Origin of the sequence: Pantoea sp. K16 (genome assembly GCF_048452805.1) — a bacterium.
Lineage (GTDB): Bacteria > Pseudomonadota > Gammaproteobacteria > Enterobacterales > Enterobacteriaceae > Pantoea > Pantoea agglomerans.
This window is the reverse complement of sequence record NZ_JBLWNV010000022.1, coordinates 24699-42298: the sequence shown is the minus strand read 5'-3', so window position 1 is coordinate 42298 and position 17600 is coordinate 24699. Positions and strand designations below refer to the sequence as shown.

The window sequence follows — 17600 nt, the reverse complement described above, 5'->3', positions numbered from 1 at the left end:
AACTCGCGACCCCGACCTTGGCAAGGTCGTGCTCTACCAACTGAGCTATTCCCGCGCCTTGTACCGTTAATAAATTCTTCACCGGTACGGGGTGCGCATTATACGAGAAATCGTTGCTGCTGCAAGCGTCTGAAAGCAAAAATTTTCGCTTTCAGCGCGTTTGCTGATTAAATCAGCAACCTGGTGATTTCATGCGCACCCGTCGCCGATTAAAGCTGCAAAAAGTGTTCGCGGTAGTACGCCAGCTCCGCCACGGACTCACGGATATCATCCAGAGCCTGGTGCGTCCCCCCTTTTTTGAAGCCAGGAAGGATATCGGGTTTCCAGCGACGAGCCAGCTCTTTCAGGGTACTGACATCCAGATAACGATAGTGGAAGTACGCTTCCAGCTCAGGCATATACTTAAACAGGAAACGACGATCCTGCCCGATGCTGTTGCCGCAGATAGGCGAGGTGTTCGCCGGAACCCACTGTTTCAGGAACTCAATGGTCGCCAGCTCTGCTGCGCGATCGTCAATCTGACTCTCCTTCACCCGCGCAACCAGACCGCTGTTGGTATGAGTGCGGACATTCCACTCATCCATCAGCGCCAGCTGCGCATCGGACTGATGAACGGCCATGACCGGCCCTTCCGCCAGAATGTTCAGGTTGGCGTCAGTCACCAGGGTCGCAATTTCAATAATGCGATCGTGCGTCGGATCAAGTCCGGTCATCTCAAGATCAATCCAGATCAGATTCTGTTCATTTCCAGTAGCCATGCTGTTTCCTGCGGTTGCTGTAGTCGTCATTTACGATGAATAAGGTGTATCATAGACGTTTTGCCCAGCCGGGCGAAATCTGGCTAACGCTGTGAGGGTGAGTGAGTAAAAATAAACTGTCGAAGGGCCAACAACGCCGCGTAAGCGCTAACCACGATCGCCGTCTCAACCAACGCAGAGAGCGTCCGGAAGCGGATGACAACCTGTTTGGTGAAGCTGCAGATGGGGTCGTTGTCAGCCGTTTTGGCATGCACGCTGATGTTGAGGATAGCGCAGGCGTCGCCCACCGCTGCAATATCCGCCGAACCATTCGTTCGCTGGTCACCGGCGACCGGGTGCTGTGGCGTCCGGCAACCAGCGGCAACAAAGGTATTGTTGAAGCGGTGCATGAGCGCACCAGCGTATTAACCCGCCCCGATTTTTACGACGGCGTGAAGCCGATGGCGGCGAATATCGACCAGATCATCGTCGTCTCCGCAATCCTGCCTGAACTGTCGTTAAACATCATCGACCGCTATCTGGTTGCCAGCGAAACGCTGGATATTGAACCGTTGCTGGTACTGAACAAAACCGATCTGCTGGATGACAAGGCGCGCGCCTTTGTCGATAAGCAGATGGATATCTATCGCAATATTGGCTATCGCGTGGTGATGGTCTCCAGCCGGGCGAAAAACGGCATGGACGACCTGAAAGCGGCGCTGACCGACCGCATCAGTATCTTTGCCGGTCAGTCTGGCGTCGGCAAATCGAGTCTGCTGAATGCCCTGCTCGGCTTCGACAAAGAAGAGCAGGTCGCTATTCTGACTAACGAGGTTTCGGATGGCTCAGGCTTAGGCCAGCACACCACCACCGCATCGCGCCTTTATCACTTCCCGGACGGCGGCGATGTGATCGATTCACCTGGCGTGCGTGAGTTCGGTTTATGGCATCTTGAGCCGGAACAAATTACCCGCGGATTTGTCGAATTCCGCGCATTCCTTGGCGATTGCAAATTCCGCGATTGTAAACACGGCAGCGATCCCGGCTGTGCCATTCGCGAAGCGGTCGAACAGGGCAAAATCAACAGGTCCCGTTTTGATAACTACCACCGTATCCTGGAGAGCATGGCGCAGGTAAAAACGCGTAAAAATTTCCCTGATGGTGAAAGTTAATCGGTATAACCGCGTCTGAACGGATAAGCCGGAGCATTTTGCGAGGTGCATTCCAGTCGCGCGTCCAGACCGTGCAGCGTGCCGGAATTCGGGTATAGTCGCCATCTGAACGGGGCGCTGCTACAATCCGCCCCCTTTTTTACAACGTCATAAAATAGCCAGGAGGCTAAGGTGTTTGATCGTTTAAAACTCGGCTTGAATCATATTCTCCCGAAGAAATGGCTGACTGAACTTGCCGGTTGGGGCGCCAGTCGCCGCGGTGGTTGGTTGACCAAACTGGTCATTGACATCTTTGTCTGGTTTTACAAAGTCGACATGGCGGAAGCGCGTAAGCCCGATACCGCCAGCTATCGCACCTTTAATGACTTTTTCGTTCGTCCGCTGAAAGACGATGCGCGTCCGGTGGATGCCGATGCCAATCTCATCGCCCTGCCCGCGGATGGCGCTATCAGCCAGCTCGGCCACATTGATGGCGATCAGATTTTCCAGGCTAAAGGTCATCACTACACCATTGACGCCCTGCTGGCAGGTGATGAGCGGATGGCGGCACAATTTGTTGATGGCGAGTTCGTCACCACCTATCTGGCGCCCCGTGATTATCACCGCGTCCATATGCCGTGCAACGGCATCCTGCGTGAGATGATTTATGTGCCTGGCGACCTCTACTCCGTCAACCCGCTGACGGCGCGTAATATTCCCAACCTGTTCGCCCGTAACGAGCGCGTCATCTGCTACTTCGAAACCGATATCGGGCCGATGGTGCAGATCCTGGTGGGGGCCACCATTGTCGGCAGCATCGAAACCGTCTGGGCTGGCACCATCACGCCACCGCGTGAAGGCGTGATCAAGCGCTGGCACTATCCGGCAGCGGATGATGAAAGCGCCGTGGTGCTGTTGAAAGGCCAGGAAATGGGCCGCTTCAAGCTTGGCTCTACCGTCATCAATCTGTTCGCACCTGGCCGCGTCAAACTGGCTGAAAGCCTGGAAGCAGAAAGCAAAACCCGTCTGGGTCAACCGCTGGCGATTGCGCTGCCGGTCGCGACAGACATTTCAGACGTCATCGTCGATTAAATTGAGTGTCCTCTGTGCGTTCGATTCTCCTCCTGCTGCTGAGCCTGTGGCTCAGCAGCCCGGCCTTCGCGGCCAGCCTTCCTGATGCCAGCCAGCTCAAACAGCAGCTGGAAGAGATAAAATCGGCCAAAAGTTCACCCTCGCAGGCTGAACAGATCCAGACGATTGAAGCCGCCTTAAACTTTCTCTCTGAACGCGATGAGTCGCTGGAGCGCGCGGCGCAATATCAGCAGGTTATTGATGATTTTCCGCGTCTGGCGCGCGAACTGCGTCAGCAGATCGCCGCGCTGAGTGACAGCGGGAAAACCGTGCGCAACAACATGAGCAGCGCCGAGCTGGATCAGGAGATCCTGCAGGTCAGCAGCCAGCTGCTGGAAGAGGGGCGTCAGGCACGGCAGGAGCAGGATCGGGCGCGGGAAATCAGTGATTCGCTGTCGCAACTGCCGCAGCAGCAGACTGAAGCACGCCGGGCGATGACGGAGAGTGAACGCCGTTTGCAGAGCGTCAGCAGCAGTTCGCCACAGGGGCAGCTGCAGCTGGCGGCTCGCCAGGCGGAAAGCGCCGCGAATAAAGCGCTGGTCGATGAACTTGAGCTGGCACAGCTCTCTGCCAACAACCGTCAGGAACTGGCGCGGATGCGGGCTGAAGCCCACCAGCGCAAAGCAACTCAGCTCGATAACTATCTTCAGGCGCTGCGCAACCAGCTCAACGATCAGCGGCAACGTGAAGCCGAAGTCGCGCTGGCCCGCACCGAGCAACTGGCAGAAAACAGTGGCGATCTTCCGCCAGAGATCAGCGATCAGTTTCGGGTTAACCGCGAACTCTCGGTTGCCCTGAATCAGCAGGCGCAGCGCATGGATCTGGTGGCGTCGCAGCAGCGACTGGCCACCAACCAGATTATTCAGGTCCGTCAGGCGCTCTCTACCCTGCGTGAACAGTCGCAGTGGCTGGGTGCCTCTAATCTGCTGGGCGAAGCGCTACGGGCGCAGGTCGCGCGTCTGCCGGAGATGCCCAAGTCGCAGCAGATTGATAATGAGATGGCACAGCTTCGCGTGCAGCGTCTCAATTATGAAGATCTGCTGGAGCGCCAGGAGGCGCTGCGCAAGGGACGGCAGACCGATGGTCAGCCCTTCACCGCAGACCAGAAGCGTATTCTTGATGCGCAGCTACGCACTCAGAGGGAACTGCTCAATTCGCTGATCTCCGGCTGTGACACGCTGATTCTGGAGATCACCAAGCTCAAGGTTGGCAACACGCAGTTGCAGGATGCGCTGACGGAAGTCAAAGAGGCGACGCACCGCTATCTGTTCTGGACCGCCGACGTTAACCCGATTGGTTTGAGTTATCCGCTGGATCTGGCCAAAGATCTTTCCCGTCTGCTGTCGCTGGATACGCTGGGTCAGCTCGGCAAAGCGATGGCGATGATGTTTACCAGCCGCAACTCGGTGCTGCCGATTATTGGTGCGTTGCTGCTGGTCGGCTTCAGCATCAGTTCGCGCCGCCACTTCAATGCTTTCCTTGACCGTTCCGCCAGCAAAGTCGGCAAGGTCACGCAGGATCGTTTCCGTCTGACTATCCGTACCCTGTTCTGGTCGATCCTGGTGGCGCTGCCGCTGCCGGTATTATGGGGTGCACTGGGTTATGGCCTGCAGAACGCCTGGCCCTACCCTATCGCCGTAGCGATTGGTGATGGCATTACCGCCACGCTGCCGCTGCTGTGGGCGTTTATGATCAGCGCTGCCTTTGCCCGTCCTAACGGCCTGTTCATTGTGCATTTCCGCTGGCCGCAAAACCGGGTGGCGCGTGCCATGCGCTACTACTCGCTGAGCATCGGATTAATTGTGCCGCTGATTATGTTGCTGATCGCCTTTGGTAATCTGGAAGATCGGCAGTTCTCCTCGTCGCTGGGTCGTCTCTGTTTCATCCTGATCTGCGGGGCAATCAGCATTGTCACCGTCAGCCTGAAGCGTTCCGGGATTCCGCTCTATCTCGATAAAGAGGGAAATGGCGAGAACATGGTGAACCGGATGCTGTGGAACCTGATGATCGCCATGCCGCTGATGGCTGCCCTCGCCTCCGCTGTGGGTTATCTGGCTACCGCGCAGGCGCTGCTGGCGCGACTGGAAACCTCTGTCGCCATCTGGTTCCTGCTGCTGGTTATCTATCACATTATCCGGCGCTGGATGCTGATTCAGCGTCGCCGTCTTGGCTTTGATCGCGCCCGTCAGCGTCGTGCCGATATGCTGGCTAACCGTGCGCGCAGTGAAGAGGAGAAGGAGCAAGGCTCTCTGAACACTGATGCGATTGAAATTGAAGAGCCGGTAATTGACCTGGATGCGATCAGTGCGCAGTCGCTGCGGCTGGTACGCTCTATCCTGATGCTTATCGCCCTGGTCTCCGTGATTGTGCTGTGGTCAGAAATCCATTCGGCCTTTGGCTTCCTGGAGAATATTCAGCTGTGGGACGTCAGTACCTCAGTGCAGGGCGTAGAGTCGATTCAGCCCATCACCCTGGGGTCGGTGCTGATCGCCATTCTGGTGTTTATTATCACCACCCAGCTGGTGCGCAATATGCCCGCGCTGCTTGAGCTGGCGCTGTTGCAGCATCTTAATCTGACGCCAGGTACGGGTTACGCCATCACCACACTGACCAAATATCTGCTGCTGTTGATTGGCGGGCTGATTGGTTTCTCAATGATTGGTATTGAGTGGTCAAAGCTGCAGTGGCTGGTTGCCGCGCTGGGTGTGGGACTGGGGTTTGGTTTGCAGGAGATTTTTGCCAACTTTATCTCAGGTCTGATTATCCTGTTCGAAAAGCCGATTCGTATCGGCGATACCGTGACGATCCGCGATCTGACCGGCAGTATCACGCGAATTAATACCCGCGCGACCACTATTACCGACTGGGACCGCAAAGAGATCATCGTGCCGAACAAGGCCTTTATCACCGAGCAGTTTATTAACTGGTCGCTGTCCGATTCCGTGACGCGCGTGGTGCTCACCATTCCGGCTCCGGCGAAAGTCAGCAGTGAACAGGTGACCACCATTCTGATCCAGGCGGCTGAGCGCTGCAGCTATGTCCTGGACACGCCGCAACCGGAAGCCTTCCTGGTCGATCTGCAGCAGGGCATTCAGTTATTTGAACTTCGTGTGCATGCTGCTGAGATGGGACACCGTATGCCGCTTCGTCACGAACTGCATCAGTTGATTCTCAGCGGATTTGATCAGCACGGTATTGAGATGCCGTTCCCGCCGTTCCAGATGCGTATGGAAACCCTGGGTAAGAAGCTGCCTGCCAGCAACGGTACACCCGCTGCCCGCGCCTATAAGTCTGGCGGACTGTAATGCAAAACGCCCGGCAAAGCCGGGCGTTATTGCAAGTCTGAGCCGTCAGTTACTGCTTAACGAACTCTTCGCCCTGGGCGATATCTTTCTTCAGCGTATCCAGCATGCCTGACAGCGCCTGCTGTTCGTAAGCGCTGAGGGTACCAATCGGCCTGCGTTCAGCCACACCGTTTTTACCCAGCAGCAGCGGCTGGGAGAAGAAGCGCGCATGTTCACCCTCGCCTTCTACGTAAGCACACTCCACCACATTAGCTTCACCCTTCAGCGCGCGTACCAGTGACAAACCGAAACGTGCGGCTGCCTGGCCCATCGACAGCGTGGCCGAGCCGCCACCCGCTTTGGCTTCCACCACTTCGGTGCCGGCGTTCTGGATGCGTTTGGTCAGATCGGCCACTTCCTGATCGCTGAAGCTGACGCCTTTAACCTGCGACAGCAGCGGCAGAATGGTTACGCCAGAGTGGCCACCAATGACCGGAACTTCCACCTGATCAGGCTGCTTGCCTTTCAATGCAGCCACAAAAGTATTGGCGCGAATGATATCCAGCGTGGTCACGCCGAACAGCCGATTTTTGTCGTAAACACCGTGCTTTTTCAGCACTTCTGCCGCAATGGCCACGGTGGTATTGACCGGGTTGGTGATGACACCAATCAACGCTTTAGGTGCCGTTGTGGCAACCTGTTCGATCAGGTTACGGACGATGCCTGCGTTAACGTTAAACAGGTCGGCGCGATCCATACCGGGCTTACGTGCGACACCAGCGGAAATCAGTACCACATCGGCACCCTGTAAGGCAGGCGTGGCGTCTTCTCCACTGAATCCCTGAATAGCCACTGCGGTAGGAATATGGCTGAGATCAACGGCAACACCCGGCGTAACCGGCGCGATGTCATACAGCGAGAGTTCTGAACCTGCGGGAAGCTGGGTTTTGAGCAGAAGTGCGAGCGCCTGGCCTATGCCGCCAGCGGCACCGAGAACGGCAACTTTCATTCTTAACTCCTTATTAAGGTGGGGCAGAGATGGGCCGAAATTCTATCTGTGTCAGACCTTAATCAACTGCTCAGGCGATGATAAATATCCGTTGTTAATTCTACGTGTTTTCACACTTAATCTCCGGATTCAAAAGTTACTTATCATTGCACCTGAATGACCGACAACTTTGCCGTCGTCAGACAGAGAACGGCTACGTGCGTTTTCTGTTACTACACCACCAATAATATAACAACTTTGCAACCTTCGCCTTCCGGGGCTGTGACGCGTGTTTTGGTCTGAGCGGATTTATTTGCTATTATCGCCGCCCGCTAGCCGCCCGGACGCTGCTCATCAATCGAACGATTGCATAAAAATGCATATAAATGCATAATCACCACTCTGCCGCGGGCGGATGCGCGGTTATTCTCTCTATTTATTGGTAACCTATGCGAAACCCATCGAAACAAGACGATCTGGTTAAGGCTTTTAAAGCCTTATTAAAAGAAGAAAAATTCAGTTCCCAGGGCGAAATTGTTCAGGCGCTTCAGGACGAGGGCTTTGAAAATATCAATCAGTCCAAAGTCTCGCGGATGCTGACCAAGTTTGGCGCAGTGCGCACCCGGAATGCCAGGATGGAGATGGTCTATTGCCTGCCCGCTGAGCTGGGTGTGCCGACCACCACCAGCCCGTTAAAAAACCTGGTACTGGATATCGACTACAACGATGCCCTGGTAGTGATTCATACCAGTCCCGGCGCAGCGCAGCTGATTGCACGTATGCTGGATTCACTGGGTAAGTCGCACGGGATTCTGGGTACCATCGCTGGCGATGACACAATCTTTATTACCCGCGCGCGCGACTTCACCGTTAAGCAGCTGCACGGCGCCATCCTCACCCTGTTTGAACAGGAACTCTGATCGCGGACTGACGACCGGCCATCATGCGCCAGATCGTCAGTTCGTTCTCTCTGCTCACCCCTTTCCACGACAGTTACCCGCTCTGGATAAGTAATAAGCCTGCTTTTACACGCCCGGCTGTTGGTCAGATCGATAACTCTGCTTCACTTTATGCGCTATTTTACACTGCTTTACATCACTGAACCGGCACCATTGCCCGGATCCAGATCAAACTCCAGCCCGATACACCCCCGACTTTCGCACTAAAAGTTAAAGTGATCTATCTCACTGTTTTTGCAATTAAAAGTGGCTTAAAGGTTACTTTTTATCCTTTTTTTATAACGTTAAGTTATTAAAAGTAGCCATAAGGATAAAGAATCACAAAAAAAATTATTAGCGGAGTATTAATTTCTGACGTTATTAGTTCTATACTTCTTTTCGTGATGCAAATCACACTAAATAAAAAGATAAAAATAGACGACGAGGAAAAATCTATGAACGTAAAAACTACCATTGCTACCCTGAGCATTCTCTCCGCACTCTCATTTGGTGCTGTGGCAGCAGAATCTATTGATGCGTCACAGGCGCAGAATCTGCAGGCTGTCGGCACCATCAGTGTCAGCGGCGTGGCGGGTTCACCGATGGATATCAAACAGAAACTCAGCGACAAAGCCGATCAGCAGGGCGCAAAAGCCTATCGCGTGATTGAGGCATACAACAACGGCAACTATCACGCTACCGCCGCACTGTATAACTAAGGCGTAACCGATAATGCCATCTGCTCTCTGTCTGACGCGCCCTTTTGCGCTCCGGAGAGCTGAAGCAGAAATTTCAGGAGAGTTGACCATGAAAATGAAATTAGCTATCGCTGCACTGAGTCTGGCATCCCTGTTCTCAGTAGGTGCCAACGCCGCCAGCCTGGTGTCCAATGAACAGGCACAGGGTCTGCAGCCAATGAATCAGACCATCAGCATTGGTGGACGAAATGGCGACCAGACGCATATCCGTCAGGTGCTGTCAGAGAAAGCGGATGCCCAGGGCGCAAGCCACTATCGCATCATCGAAAACAACCAGGATAACACCTGGCATGTCACCGCTGAGCTTTATAAATAATTAACCGTGATGACGCCTGAAGGGCGTCAGAAGATATCGACGACCCGCCTTTACGAGTAACCGCAGGTTGTTGAATGTATTGAGGAGATAATCATGAATATTAAAACAACCATCGCTACAGTCAGTCTGCTTTCCGTTATGACGTTCGGCGCATCAGCCGCACAGCTGGTCACCGGCGATCAGACGCAGAACCTGCAGCCTGCGGGCACCGTAACCATCAGTGGAACCGCGGGATCGCCAATGGATTACCGCGCTGAGCTTTCTCAGAAAGCGGATGAACAGGGTGCCAGCGCCTATAAAGTTATTGAGGCGCGCACCGGTGATAACTATCACATCACCGCACAGCTTTATAAATAATTCCTCGTCAGATGTATGACGAACCCTTTGGCCCCGCTCGCCGGGGCCTTTTTTCATCTGACGTTTTATCTGACATTAAAGTGAAGCTGACCTTCCAGCTCCTCTTCCGCTTCATCAAATAACAGAATCAGCGCGCCATAACGCCGTCGCTGTCCCCTGCCCAGATTAACAAACTCAATCTCCAGCGGCAGCGGTAACAGATCGCCCGTCACCACATCCCATAATCCATCCAGATCGCAGATGCGGCGCTCCTCCAGCGCAAATCGCTCGCTGAACTGGCGGAAGAAATGGGCCTGATCGACAATTTCATTAAAATCAAAACGCTCGATTTTCATGCTGACGGCTCCCATGCTCCGTCTGCGGGCGACCTTCGCCGCCCGTTACTGTCCGCTAGCTCAAACCGCCCAGGTGCAGCGCTTTGACCTCCAGATACTCTTCCATGCCGAGTACCGAACCTTCGCGGCCCAGCCCCGACTCTTTCACACCACCAAACGGCGCCAGCTCGGTTGATACGGCACATTCATTAATGCCAATCATGCCGCTTTCCAGCGCGGCTGAAACACGGAACACCCGCTGCAGATTCTGGGTGTAAAAGTATGCGGCAAGGCCGAACGGCGTATCGTTAGCGCGACGGATGACCTCATCTTCATCATCAAAGCGGAAACAGGCAGCCACCGGACCAAAGGTCTCCTCCTGCGCGAGCTGCATCCCTTCGTGCGCCTCAGTAATCACAGTGGGCTGCCAGAAGTTGCCACCCAGCGCATGTCGCTCGCCACCCGCCAGTAATTTGCCGCCTTTTGCTACCGCATCATTGACGTGCTGCTCAACCTTTTCCACCGCCGATGCCTCAATTAATGGCCCGACAATCACGCCCTCTTCCATGCCGTTGCCCACCTTCAGCTTGTTCACTTCGGTAGCCAGCTGCTGAGTAAAACGATCATAGATAGCATTGTGAATGTAGAAGCGGTTTACGCTGACGCACACCTGGCCCGCATTACGGAATTTGTTGGCAATGGCGCCCTGTACGGCGGCATCAATGTCGGCATCGTCAAACACGATATAAGGGGCATTACCCCCCAGCTCCATCGACACTTTTTTCATGGTTTCGGCAGCATTGCGCATCAGCAGCTTGCCCACCTGGGTGGAGCCGGTGAACGAGATTTTACGCACCGCTTTGCTGGCCATGATGGCATCGCTGATAGCATGGGTATCACCGGCTACCGCATTCAGTACACCATCAGGCACGCCTGCCTCCTTCGCCAGCGCCAGCAGGGCAAAGGCGGAGAGTGGCGTGTTATTGGCAGGTTTAATAATGCCGGTGCAGCCGGCAGCCAGAGCTGGCCCCAGTTTGCGGGTCAGCATCGCCATCGGGAAATTCCACGGCGTAATGGCGGCCACAACGCCAATCGGTTCGCGGGTTGCCAGAATACGGGAGCCGGGTTTAGCTGGCGGAATAATCTCACCATTGGTCCGTTTCGCCTGCTCGGCGAACCACTGAATAAAACTGGCGGCGTATTCTACTTCCCCTTCCGCCTCTTTCAGGGGCTTGCCCTGTTCGGTCGTCATCAGCAGTCCCAGCCAGCGCTTGTTCTCAATGATCAGCTGGTACCAGCGAGTGAGAATTTCAGCGCGCGCTTTTGCAGTCTGCGCCCGCCAGGCGGGAAATGCGCGCTCCGCTGCGGCGATAGCCTGTTCCGTTTCAGCTTTACCCGCTTTTGCCACCTGTGCAATCACCTCACCGGTCGCCGGATTGGTCACGTCAAAGGTAGAAGCCGCCTGATGCCACTGGCCGTCCGCTAAATAGCCGGTCCGGAACAGTTCGCTCTCTTGCAGTGATTTCATTGATTCGCTCCTGTCAGTTTTGCTCTTCCGTCTGGAGAGTATAGTTGGCAAAAGCGACAGATTTTGTGATGGGTGGGGATTGCGCAGGCCGCTGCAGGTCACAGCGGCCAGATTCAGATTTGGATGAGCGTGTTCTGGTACTTATCCAGCATCATAGCCAGTCGTTTTACCGGTTCCGTTACGCTGGCGGGAGCCTCGTAATGGGCCAGTTTTTCCTGATAGACATCCAGCTCTTTCAGCAGACGTTCAAAGTAGTAACGCCGCTTGTCATCGCTGCTGGCGGAGATCACCCGGTCAGCGGTGTAACGCAACTGCCGGTGATAAGCAGAGAGGTCGGCATTCACCGGCACTTCTGCGTCGCGTAACCGCTGATGACCGATGATCAGCGTCAGGGCGATGCGATATTTGTTGATATCGCCCGGAAACAGGTTCAGCAGCAGAAACAGTTGCTGATAGAGCGCTGGCAGATGGTTTTCACGCCGGCGCGCCTGATTGGTCGTCATGGCAGAGACAGCCGCATACATAAAGCGGTTCAGCAGCTTGCGGCCGGTGCGCGCTTTTGATTTATCACGAATCAGCAGGATCACCATCATCGCCACGAAGCAGCCGATGACCTGGCCCAGAACGTTATCGAGAAAGACGTTAATGTGGAATTCCATCGGATTATCCAGCACCAGAACGTTAAGGGTGCCAATCAACGCCCCCAGCGTGCCAAGCTGACGCCGCTGAATGAAAATACCACCGATAAAACCGAGCAGGCCGATTGCGATGCAGAGCAGCAGTGCGCTCTGCTGCGTCGCCGGGAGAACATACATAAAGTAGAGCGCGCCCAGCGGAACCGCGACCGTCATGCCGTAGAGAAAGTCCTTTGCCATCATCAGCGGGTTGGGCATACGCATCGCCAGCGCGGTGATGACAGCCAGCATGACCATGCAGCCACTGCCAGAGGTCCAGCCGGTATAGAGCCAGAACAGCGAACCCAGCGCGGTGGCCACAAAGGTACGGATACCATTGATCATCGCATGATGCGTTTCAGCGGAACGCGCCTGGATCACCACTTCGCGCTGCAGAATCTCCTCTTCCAGCGAGGTGATCCGGCTATTACTTTTGATCCCTTTCAGCAGCAGCAGATATTCGGTAGCAGTGCCTACCCAGCTGGCCAGCGTGACCGGCGTTGATTTGCCGCTGGCACCAATCACCCGCCGCATCACTTTCATCCGCTTATGCACCTCTTCAACGGTCGAGGCTGGTTTTTCAACCATCAGACGATACTGGGGCGGAATGTAATCAGGACGGGAATTCTGGATCAGAAAGGTTTCGGCTGCCTGTGTAATCAGCGTCAGTGACAGCGTATTGAGCATCTGCAAACGGCGATTGCTGTTCTTCCAGCGTGAGGATTCCATCATCAACTGGCTGCGCATGCTGTTCAGCGCCGTGGTGCGCCGTACCAGCGCGCTCCAGGCTTTATCGACCTCTTCTTTATCACCGTGAGCGACGCAGAGTTGCAACAGGTTATAGTGTGCCACCAGCAGCGAATCGACCTCAGCGTCGATCACTTTTTTAATCGAACGGGGTGAGAAAATCATGTCGGCCAGAATGGCGCACAGGATGCCGAGTACGATTTCACTGCAGCGCTCTACCGCATATTGTGGCACCAGCGTCAGACCGCCGCTGGCATTAGCCGTCACCACAATAATCAGCGCGGTGTAGCCCGCCAGTCCGAGCGCGTAAGAGTTTTCTACCTTGATCAGCGAAGAGAGCCAGACGCAGAGTCCTGCCCAGATGCAGCACAGCAGCAGCATCACGACCGGTGCACGCACGGTGGCGATCATGATGGTCAGCGCGGCGATACAGCCAATAAATGTCCCGATAATACGCAAAACGCCGCGATAGCGCAGCGCCCCAGAATAGGGGTCCCCCCCTGCTGCAAACGCGGTGCCGCCGGCCACGATACCGGCGGTCATCACCGCCCAGCGCGGCGTTTCAAGGTTAAAGTGAAAACCCACCATCAGCGCTAACACCAGCGCAAAGGTGAGCTTTACCGGGAACCGCAGGAACTCGATCATATCGCCCTCTTAACCAAACTCACGCAGGCGATTAAACAGTCTGACCATCGGTGAAACCTGTTCAGGCTGACGATCGGCCTGACCGGTGATCACCACTGTCGCTGTCGTGCCCGCCGGGAAGCGATTGCCGGGCTGCTGATCAAGCCGGATGCGCACCGGCACACGCTGCGCCAGACGGACCCACTCCAGATTGGAGTCCACCGTTGCCATGCCTTTGCTGTCGACCGAGCTGCTACTGTTGGTGACGCCAGCCGCCACACTGTCTACGGTGCCGCGCAACACGATGTTGCTGCCAAGTGGGGTGACTTCCGCGCGGAAGCCCTTCTCCACGCCGTGCAGTTTGGTCTCTTCCAGGTAAGCCAGCACATAGAAAGAGTGCTGCTGAACCAGCGCCACGGCAACCGAACCACGGGTAATGAACTCACCCTGGTAGACATTCAGGTTGGTGACCCAGCCATCGGATGGCGCTTTCACCGTGGTGCGCTCAAGGTCAATCTTCGCCAGATCGCGTGTCGCCACCGATTTCGCCAGCTGGTGCTCGCTGGTTTGCAAATCGTTATTGGATTGCTCGATAGCCTCGCGCGACATGGCGGAGGTGCCCAGCTGGTTACGGCGCCCGGCTTCGCGACGTTTCTCACTGACCAGTGCCTGGTAATATTCAACATCCGCCTGCGCCTGATCGAGCGCTTTTTGATAGCGCGGCCGGTCAACCACAAACAGCGTATCGCCCTTCTTCACCAGCTGGTTGTCGTGTACCGGAACCTCGGTGATCAGGCCGGTGACGTCAGGGGAGATCGCCACCACGTCAGCGGCGAAACGCGCATCACGGGTCCAGGGCGATTCGGTATAGAAGACCCAGGCGCGGAAAATAATGACCACTGCGATGATGACCAGCAGGATAGTAATCGCGTAGCGCGCGATTTTTCTTATGAGTGCTTTCACTTAAACCTCAGACTAATAAACGGGAGACAAGGTAAAACACACAGCAGTAAAGCGCTGTATTAAAAAGTGCCGGATGCCAGACAAGATCGTAGATACCGCTCGGCGTAAGCACGCGTTTCACTAACCAGAACAGCATCAGTGAAATAATAAGTTCGATGAAAATGGGCGGAAAAGAGAGCCCAAACATGACAAATACCGGAAGCACACTCATCACAAATCCTTAGTTCGACCTTGCCGGGATACTCATGCCTCTTCAGATGTCGCGGGAAAACCCTCTGGAAGCGTTATCCGAACCGCAGCTGGCTTAATAATAGCGTATCATCGAAGGGTATCAGGCAATGAAGAATCACCGGGAAATACCCCGGCGCGCTTATAATAACGCGCCTGACTATAAGTTTTCTACAGAATGTGATCTAAATCACTTTTAAGTCAGAGTAAATAATGGAACGACTGAAAGGCATGTCTGTCTTCGCTAAAGTGGTCGAACTGGGTTCGTTTACCGCTGCGGCGCGTCAGCTTCATCTGAGCGTCTCATCAATCAGCCAGATCGTCGCGAAACTGGAAGATGCATTGCAGGTAAAACTGCTGAATCGCAGTACCCGCAGTATCGGGCTGACCGAAGCGGGCAAAATCTATTATCAGGGCTGCCGCCGTATGCTGGCCGAAGCGACGCAGGTGCATGAACAGCTTTACGCTTTTAACAATACGCCCATTGGCGTACTGCGAATTGGCAGCTCCTCTACCATGGCGCAGAACGTGTTAGCCGGCATGACCAGCGATATGCTGCGGGAATATCCGGGGCTGAGTGTGAATCTGGTCACCGGCGTTCCGGCCCCGGATCTGATCGCGGATGGTCTGGATCTGGTGATTCGGGTGGGAGCGTTAAAAGATTCCAGCTTGTTTTCGCGTCGCCTGGGTGCGATGCCGATGGTGGTGTGCGCCGCAAAAAGCTATCTGGCGCAGCATGGTACGCCGGAGAAGCCGGGTGATATCGATAATTTTTCCTGGCTGGAATATAGCGTACGGCCCGACAACAATTTCGAACTGATTGCGCCGGAAGGATTAGTGACACGCCTGGCACCGCAGGGGCGTTTTGTGACCAATGATTCCCTGACGCTGATTCGCTGGCTGAAGTCGGGCAATGGCATCGCCTATGTGCCGATGATGTGGGTGATTAATGAGATCACCGCAGGCGAGATCGATATTCTGTTTCCGCAGTATCAGTCCGATCCGCGCCCGGTCTACGCGCTCTATACCGAGAAGGATAAGTTACCGCTTAAGGTGCAGGTCTGTATCGATTATCTGACCGGCTATTTTGAACAGGTGGCTGAACAGTATCAGCAGCATCGTAAAAGCTAACAATAGATTGTTGACAACATCTGTCCCGACCAGCTGTAAGACCCAGCCAGCGAAGGGAACACGGTCAGATCGGAAAGACGCAAAATCCGTCATCCCTGACACGCTCGGCCCGCGCCATCCGTGGCGCGGGACGCTTTCCTCCTCTGCCCGTGTTCCCTGCGCTTTCAGCTATTGCATTGCTGCCAGGTTCATCCGGCTATGGATTTGTCAGCATTCTGACAACCCGCCAGGCGGCGGGTTGTTGGGGTCACATCAGGCGGTGCCGCCGATGGTCAGTTTATCCAGCTTCAGGGTCGGCTGACCGACACCGACCGGCAGGCTCTGTCCCTCTTTACCACAGACGCCGACGCCTTTATCCAGCGCCAGGTCATTACCCACCATCGAGATCTGCTGCATCGCTTCGATGCCGGAACCAATCAGCGTTGCGCCTTTAACCGGTTTGGTGATTTTGCCGTTCTCAATCAGATAAGCCTCTGAGGTTGAGAAGACAAATTTGCCGGAGGTGATATCCACCTGACCGCCACCAAAGTTCGGCGCATAGAGGCCATACTCAACGCTTTCAATAATATCCTGCGGCGATGACTTGCCAGCCAGCATATAGGTGTTGGTCATGCGCGGCATCGGCAGATGCGCGTAGGATTCACGACGTCCATTACCGGTAGGGCTAACCCCCATCAGTCGCGCATTCAGCTTGTCCTGCATGTAGCCTTTCAGCACACCATTCTCAATCAGCATGTTGTACTGACCGGGAACGCCCTCATCATCTACTGCCAGTGAACCGCGCAGCCCTTCAAGGGTGCCGTCATCCACCACGGTACAGAGGTCAGACGCAACCTGCTGACCAATTTTACCGCTGAACACCGAGGTGCCACGGCGATTGAAGTCGCCTTCCAGACCGTGACCGACCGCTTCATGCAGCAGCACGCCCGGCCAGCCCGCACCCAGTACCACTGGCAACGCACCAGCAGGTGCGGCCACGGCGGAGAGATTCACCAGCGCCATACGCACTGCTTCACGCGCCCAGGCGTCAGCGCGGACTTCGCCATCTTCATCTGCCAGGAAAAACGCATAACCGGTACGCGCACCGCCGCCGCTTGCGCCGCGTTCACGTTTGCCCTGATCTTCCACCTGGACACTAATAGAGAGGCGAACCAGCGGACGGACATCTGCCGCCAGCGTGCCGTCAGTCGCGGCTACCAATACCTGCTCGTAAACGCCGGTCAGGCTGGCATTGACTTCCTGCACGCGCGGATCAGCCGCACGAGCCACTTTATCAACGCGATGCAGCAGGGCAATTTTGTCTTCACGTGTCAGGCTGCTCAGCGGATCGATAGCCTGATAGAGCGAACGGTTCATCACGGCAGAAAGCGTGTGTGCCTTGCCATTTCCCTGTTCGCGTACGATGCTGCGTGCGGCTTCAGAGGAGAGACGCAGTGCATTCAGCGTGATCTGGTCTGCATAGGCGAAGCCGGTTTTCTCTCCGCTGACCGCACGCACGCCCACACCCTGATCGATATGGTAGGAGCCATCTTTAATGATTTTGTCTTCCAGCACCCAGGATTCGTGAAAGCTGGACTGAAAATAGAGATCGGCATAATCCAGACGACGTTCTGAAAGCTGCCCTAACAGGGAAAATAGGTCCTGCTGATTAATGCCGTTAGCAGTCAGTAACTGCTCACTTACCAGGTTCAGAGTCATCGTTTCTCACTCATTATGTGCTCAGATAATCAT

At 55.2% G+C, this 17600-nt stretch carries 16 protein-coding genes; 8 read left to right on the top strand and 8 right to left on the bottom strand.

Annotated features, from left to right (window positions below; all coding sequences use genetic code 11):
* Window positions 1-209: 209 nt before the first annotated feature.
* Window positions 210-758: an oligoribonuclease gene (orn, locus tag ACK13D_RS21410; protein ID WP_010256094.1), complete on the bottom strand. Its 549-nt coding sequence runs from the start codon at window positions 756-758 to the stop codon at window positions 210-212.
* Between the two features lie 101 nt (window positions 759-859).
* Here orn and rsgA point away from each other — a divergent pair, with 101 nt between their 5' ends.
* From rsgA to mscM, 3 genes are all read left to right on the top strand, one after another.
* Window positions 860-1909 carry a small ribosomal subunit biogenesis GTPase RsgA gene (gene rsgA / locus ACK13D_RS21405; protein ID WP_010256092.1) on the top strand — a complete coding sequence of 350 codons (1050 nt, stop codon included), beginning with the start codon at window positions 860-862 and terminating at the stop codon, window positions 1907-1909.
* A 171-nt stretch (window positions 1910-2080) separates the two neighbouring features.
* Window positions 2081-2980 carry an archaetidylserine decarboxylase gene (gene asd, locus ACK13D_RS21400; protein WP_010256089.1) on the top strand — a complete coding sequence of 300 codons (900 nt, stop codon included), beginning with the start codon at window positions 2081-2083 and terminating at the stop codon, window positions 2978-2980.
* A 14-nt stretch (window positions 2981-2994) separates the two neighbouring features.
* On the top strand, window positions 2995-6324 hold the full coding sequence (mscM, locus tag ACK13D_RS21395; RefSeq protein ID WP_132500101.1) for a miniconductance mechanosensitive channel MscM: 3330 nt from the start codon (window positions 2995-2997) through the stop codon (window positions 6322-6324).
* 49 nt (window positions 6325-6373) lie between these two features.
* Here the strand turns inward: mscM and mdh are convergent, their stop codons facing one another.
* Window positions 6374-7312: a malate dehydrogenase gene (gene mdh, locus ACK13D_RS21390; RefSeq protein WP_010699812.1), complete on the bottom strand. Its 939-nt coding sequence runs from the start codon at window positions 7310-7312 to the stop codon at window positions 6374-6376.
* 428 nt (window positions 7313-7740) lie between these two features.
* Between mdh and argR the strand changes: the two genes are divergently transcribed.
* The 4 genes from argR (at window position 7741) to yhcN (ACK13D_RS21370) (ending at window position 9660) form a co-directional block, all read left to right on the top strand.
* Window positions 7741-8211: a transcriptional regulator ArgR gene (argR, locus tag ACK13D_RS21385; RefSeq protein WP_010256080.1), complete on the top strand. Its 471-nt coding sequence runs from the start codon at window positions 7741-7743 to the stop codon at window positions 8209-8211.
* 473 nt (window positions 8212-8684) lie between these two features.
* Entirely contained in the window at window positions 8685-8948 is a 264-nt protein-coding gene (gene yhcN / locus ACK13D_RS21380) for a peroxide/acid stress response protein YhcN (protein ID WP_022623941.1), read from the top strand.
* 88 nt (window positions 8949-9036) lie between these two features.
* Window positions 9037-9303, top strand: a complete 267-nt coding sequence (locus ACK13D_RS21375; RefSeq protein ID WP_010256074.1) for a YdgH/BhsA/McbA-like domain containing protein — start codon at window positions 9037-9039, stop codon at window positions 9301-9303.
* 93 nt (window positions 9304-9396) lie between these two features.
* A complete protein-coding gene (yhcN, locus tag ACK13D_RS21370; protein ID WP_052271667.1) occupies window positions 9397-9660 on the top strand; it encodes a peroxide/acid stress response protein YhcN in 264 nt (87 codons plus the stop codon).
* Window positions 9661-9725: 65 nt separating this feature from the next.
* Here the strand turns inward: yhcN (ACK13D_RS21370) and ACK13D_RS21365 are convergent, their stop codons facing one another.
* The 5 genes from ACK13D_RS21365 to aaeX form a co-directional block, all read right to left on the bottom strand.
* A complete protein-coding gene (locus tag ACK13D_RS21365) occupies window positions 9726-9995 on the bottom strand; it encodes a barstar family protein (RefSeq protein WP_010256069.1) in 270 nt (89 codons plus the stop codon).
* 55 nt (window positions 9996-10050) lie between these two features.
* Window positions 10051-11502 carry an NAD-dependent succinate-semialdehyde dehydrogenase gene (locus ACK13D_RS21360; protein ID WP_060681161.1) on the bottom strand — a complete coding sequence of 484 codons (1452 nt, stop codon included), beginning with the start codon at window positions 11500-11502 and terminating at the stop codon, window positions 10051-10053.
* 113 nt (window positions 11503-11615) lie between these two features.
* On the bottom strand, window positions 11616-13568 hold the full coding sequence (aaeB, locus tag ACK13D_RS21355; RefSeq protein WP_010256064.1) for a p-hydroxybenzoic acid efflux pump subunit AaeB: 1953 nt from the start codon (window positions 13566-13568) through the stop codon (window positions 11616-11618).
* A 9-nt stretch (window positions 13569-13577) separates the two neighbouring features.
* The gene (gene aaeA, locus ACK13D_RS21350) at window positions 13578-14510 is read right to left on the bottom strand and encodes a p-hydroxybenzoic acid efflux pump subunit AaeA (RefSeq protein ID WP_010256061.1); all 933 of its coding nucleotides are present in this window, start codon (window positions 14508-14510) and stop codon (window positions 13578-13580) included.
* 7 nt (window positions 14511-14517) lie between these two features.
* Window positions 14518-14721: a p-hydroxybenzoic acid efflux pump operon protein AaeX gene (gene aaeX, locus ACK13D_RS21345; RefSeq protein WP_010256058.1), complete on the bottom strand. Its 204-nt coding sequence runs from the start codon at window positions 14719-14721 to the stop codon at window positions 14518-14520.
* A gap of 230 nt (window positions 14722-14951) precedes the next feature.
* Here aaeX and aaeR point away from each other — a divergent pair, with 230 nt between their 5' ends.
* A complete protein-coding gene (gene aaeR / locus ACK13D_RS21340) occupies window positions 14952-15869 on the top strand; it encodes an HTH-type transcriptional activator AaeR (RefSeq protein WP_163799506.1) in 918 nt (305 codons plus the stop codon).
* 252 nt (window positions 15870-16121) lie between these two features.
* On the opposite strand, the gene tldD is transcribed toward aaeR, so the two are convergent.
* Window positions 16122-17567 (bottom strand): metalloprotease TldD, encoded by a 1446-nt coding sequence (tldD, locus tag ACK13D_RS21335; RefSeq protein ID WP_010699816.1) that lies wholly within the window; start codon window positions 17565-17567, stop codon window positions 16122-16124.
* Between the last annotated feature and the right edge of the window lie 33 nt (window positions 17568-17600).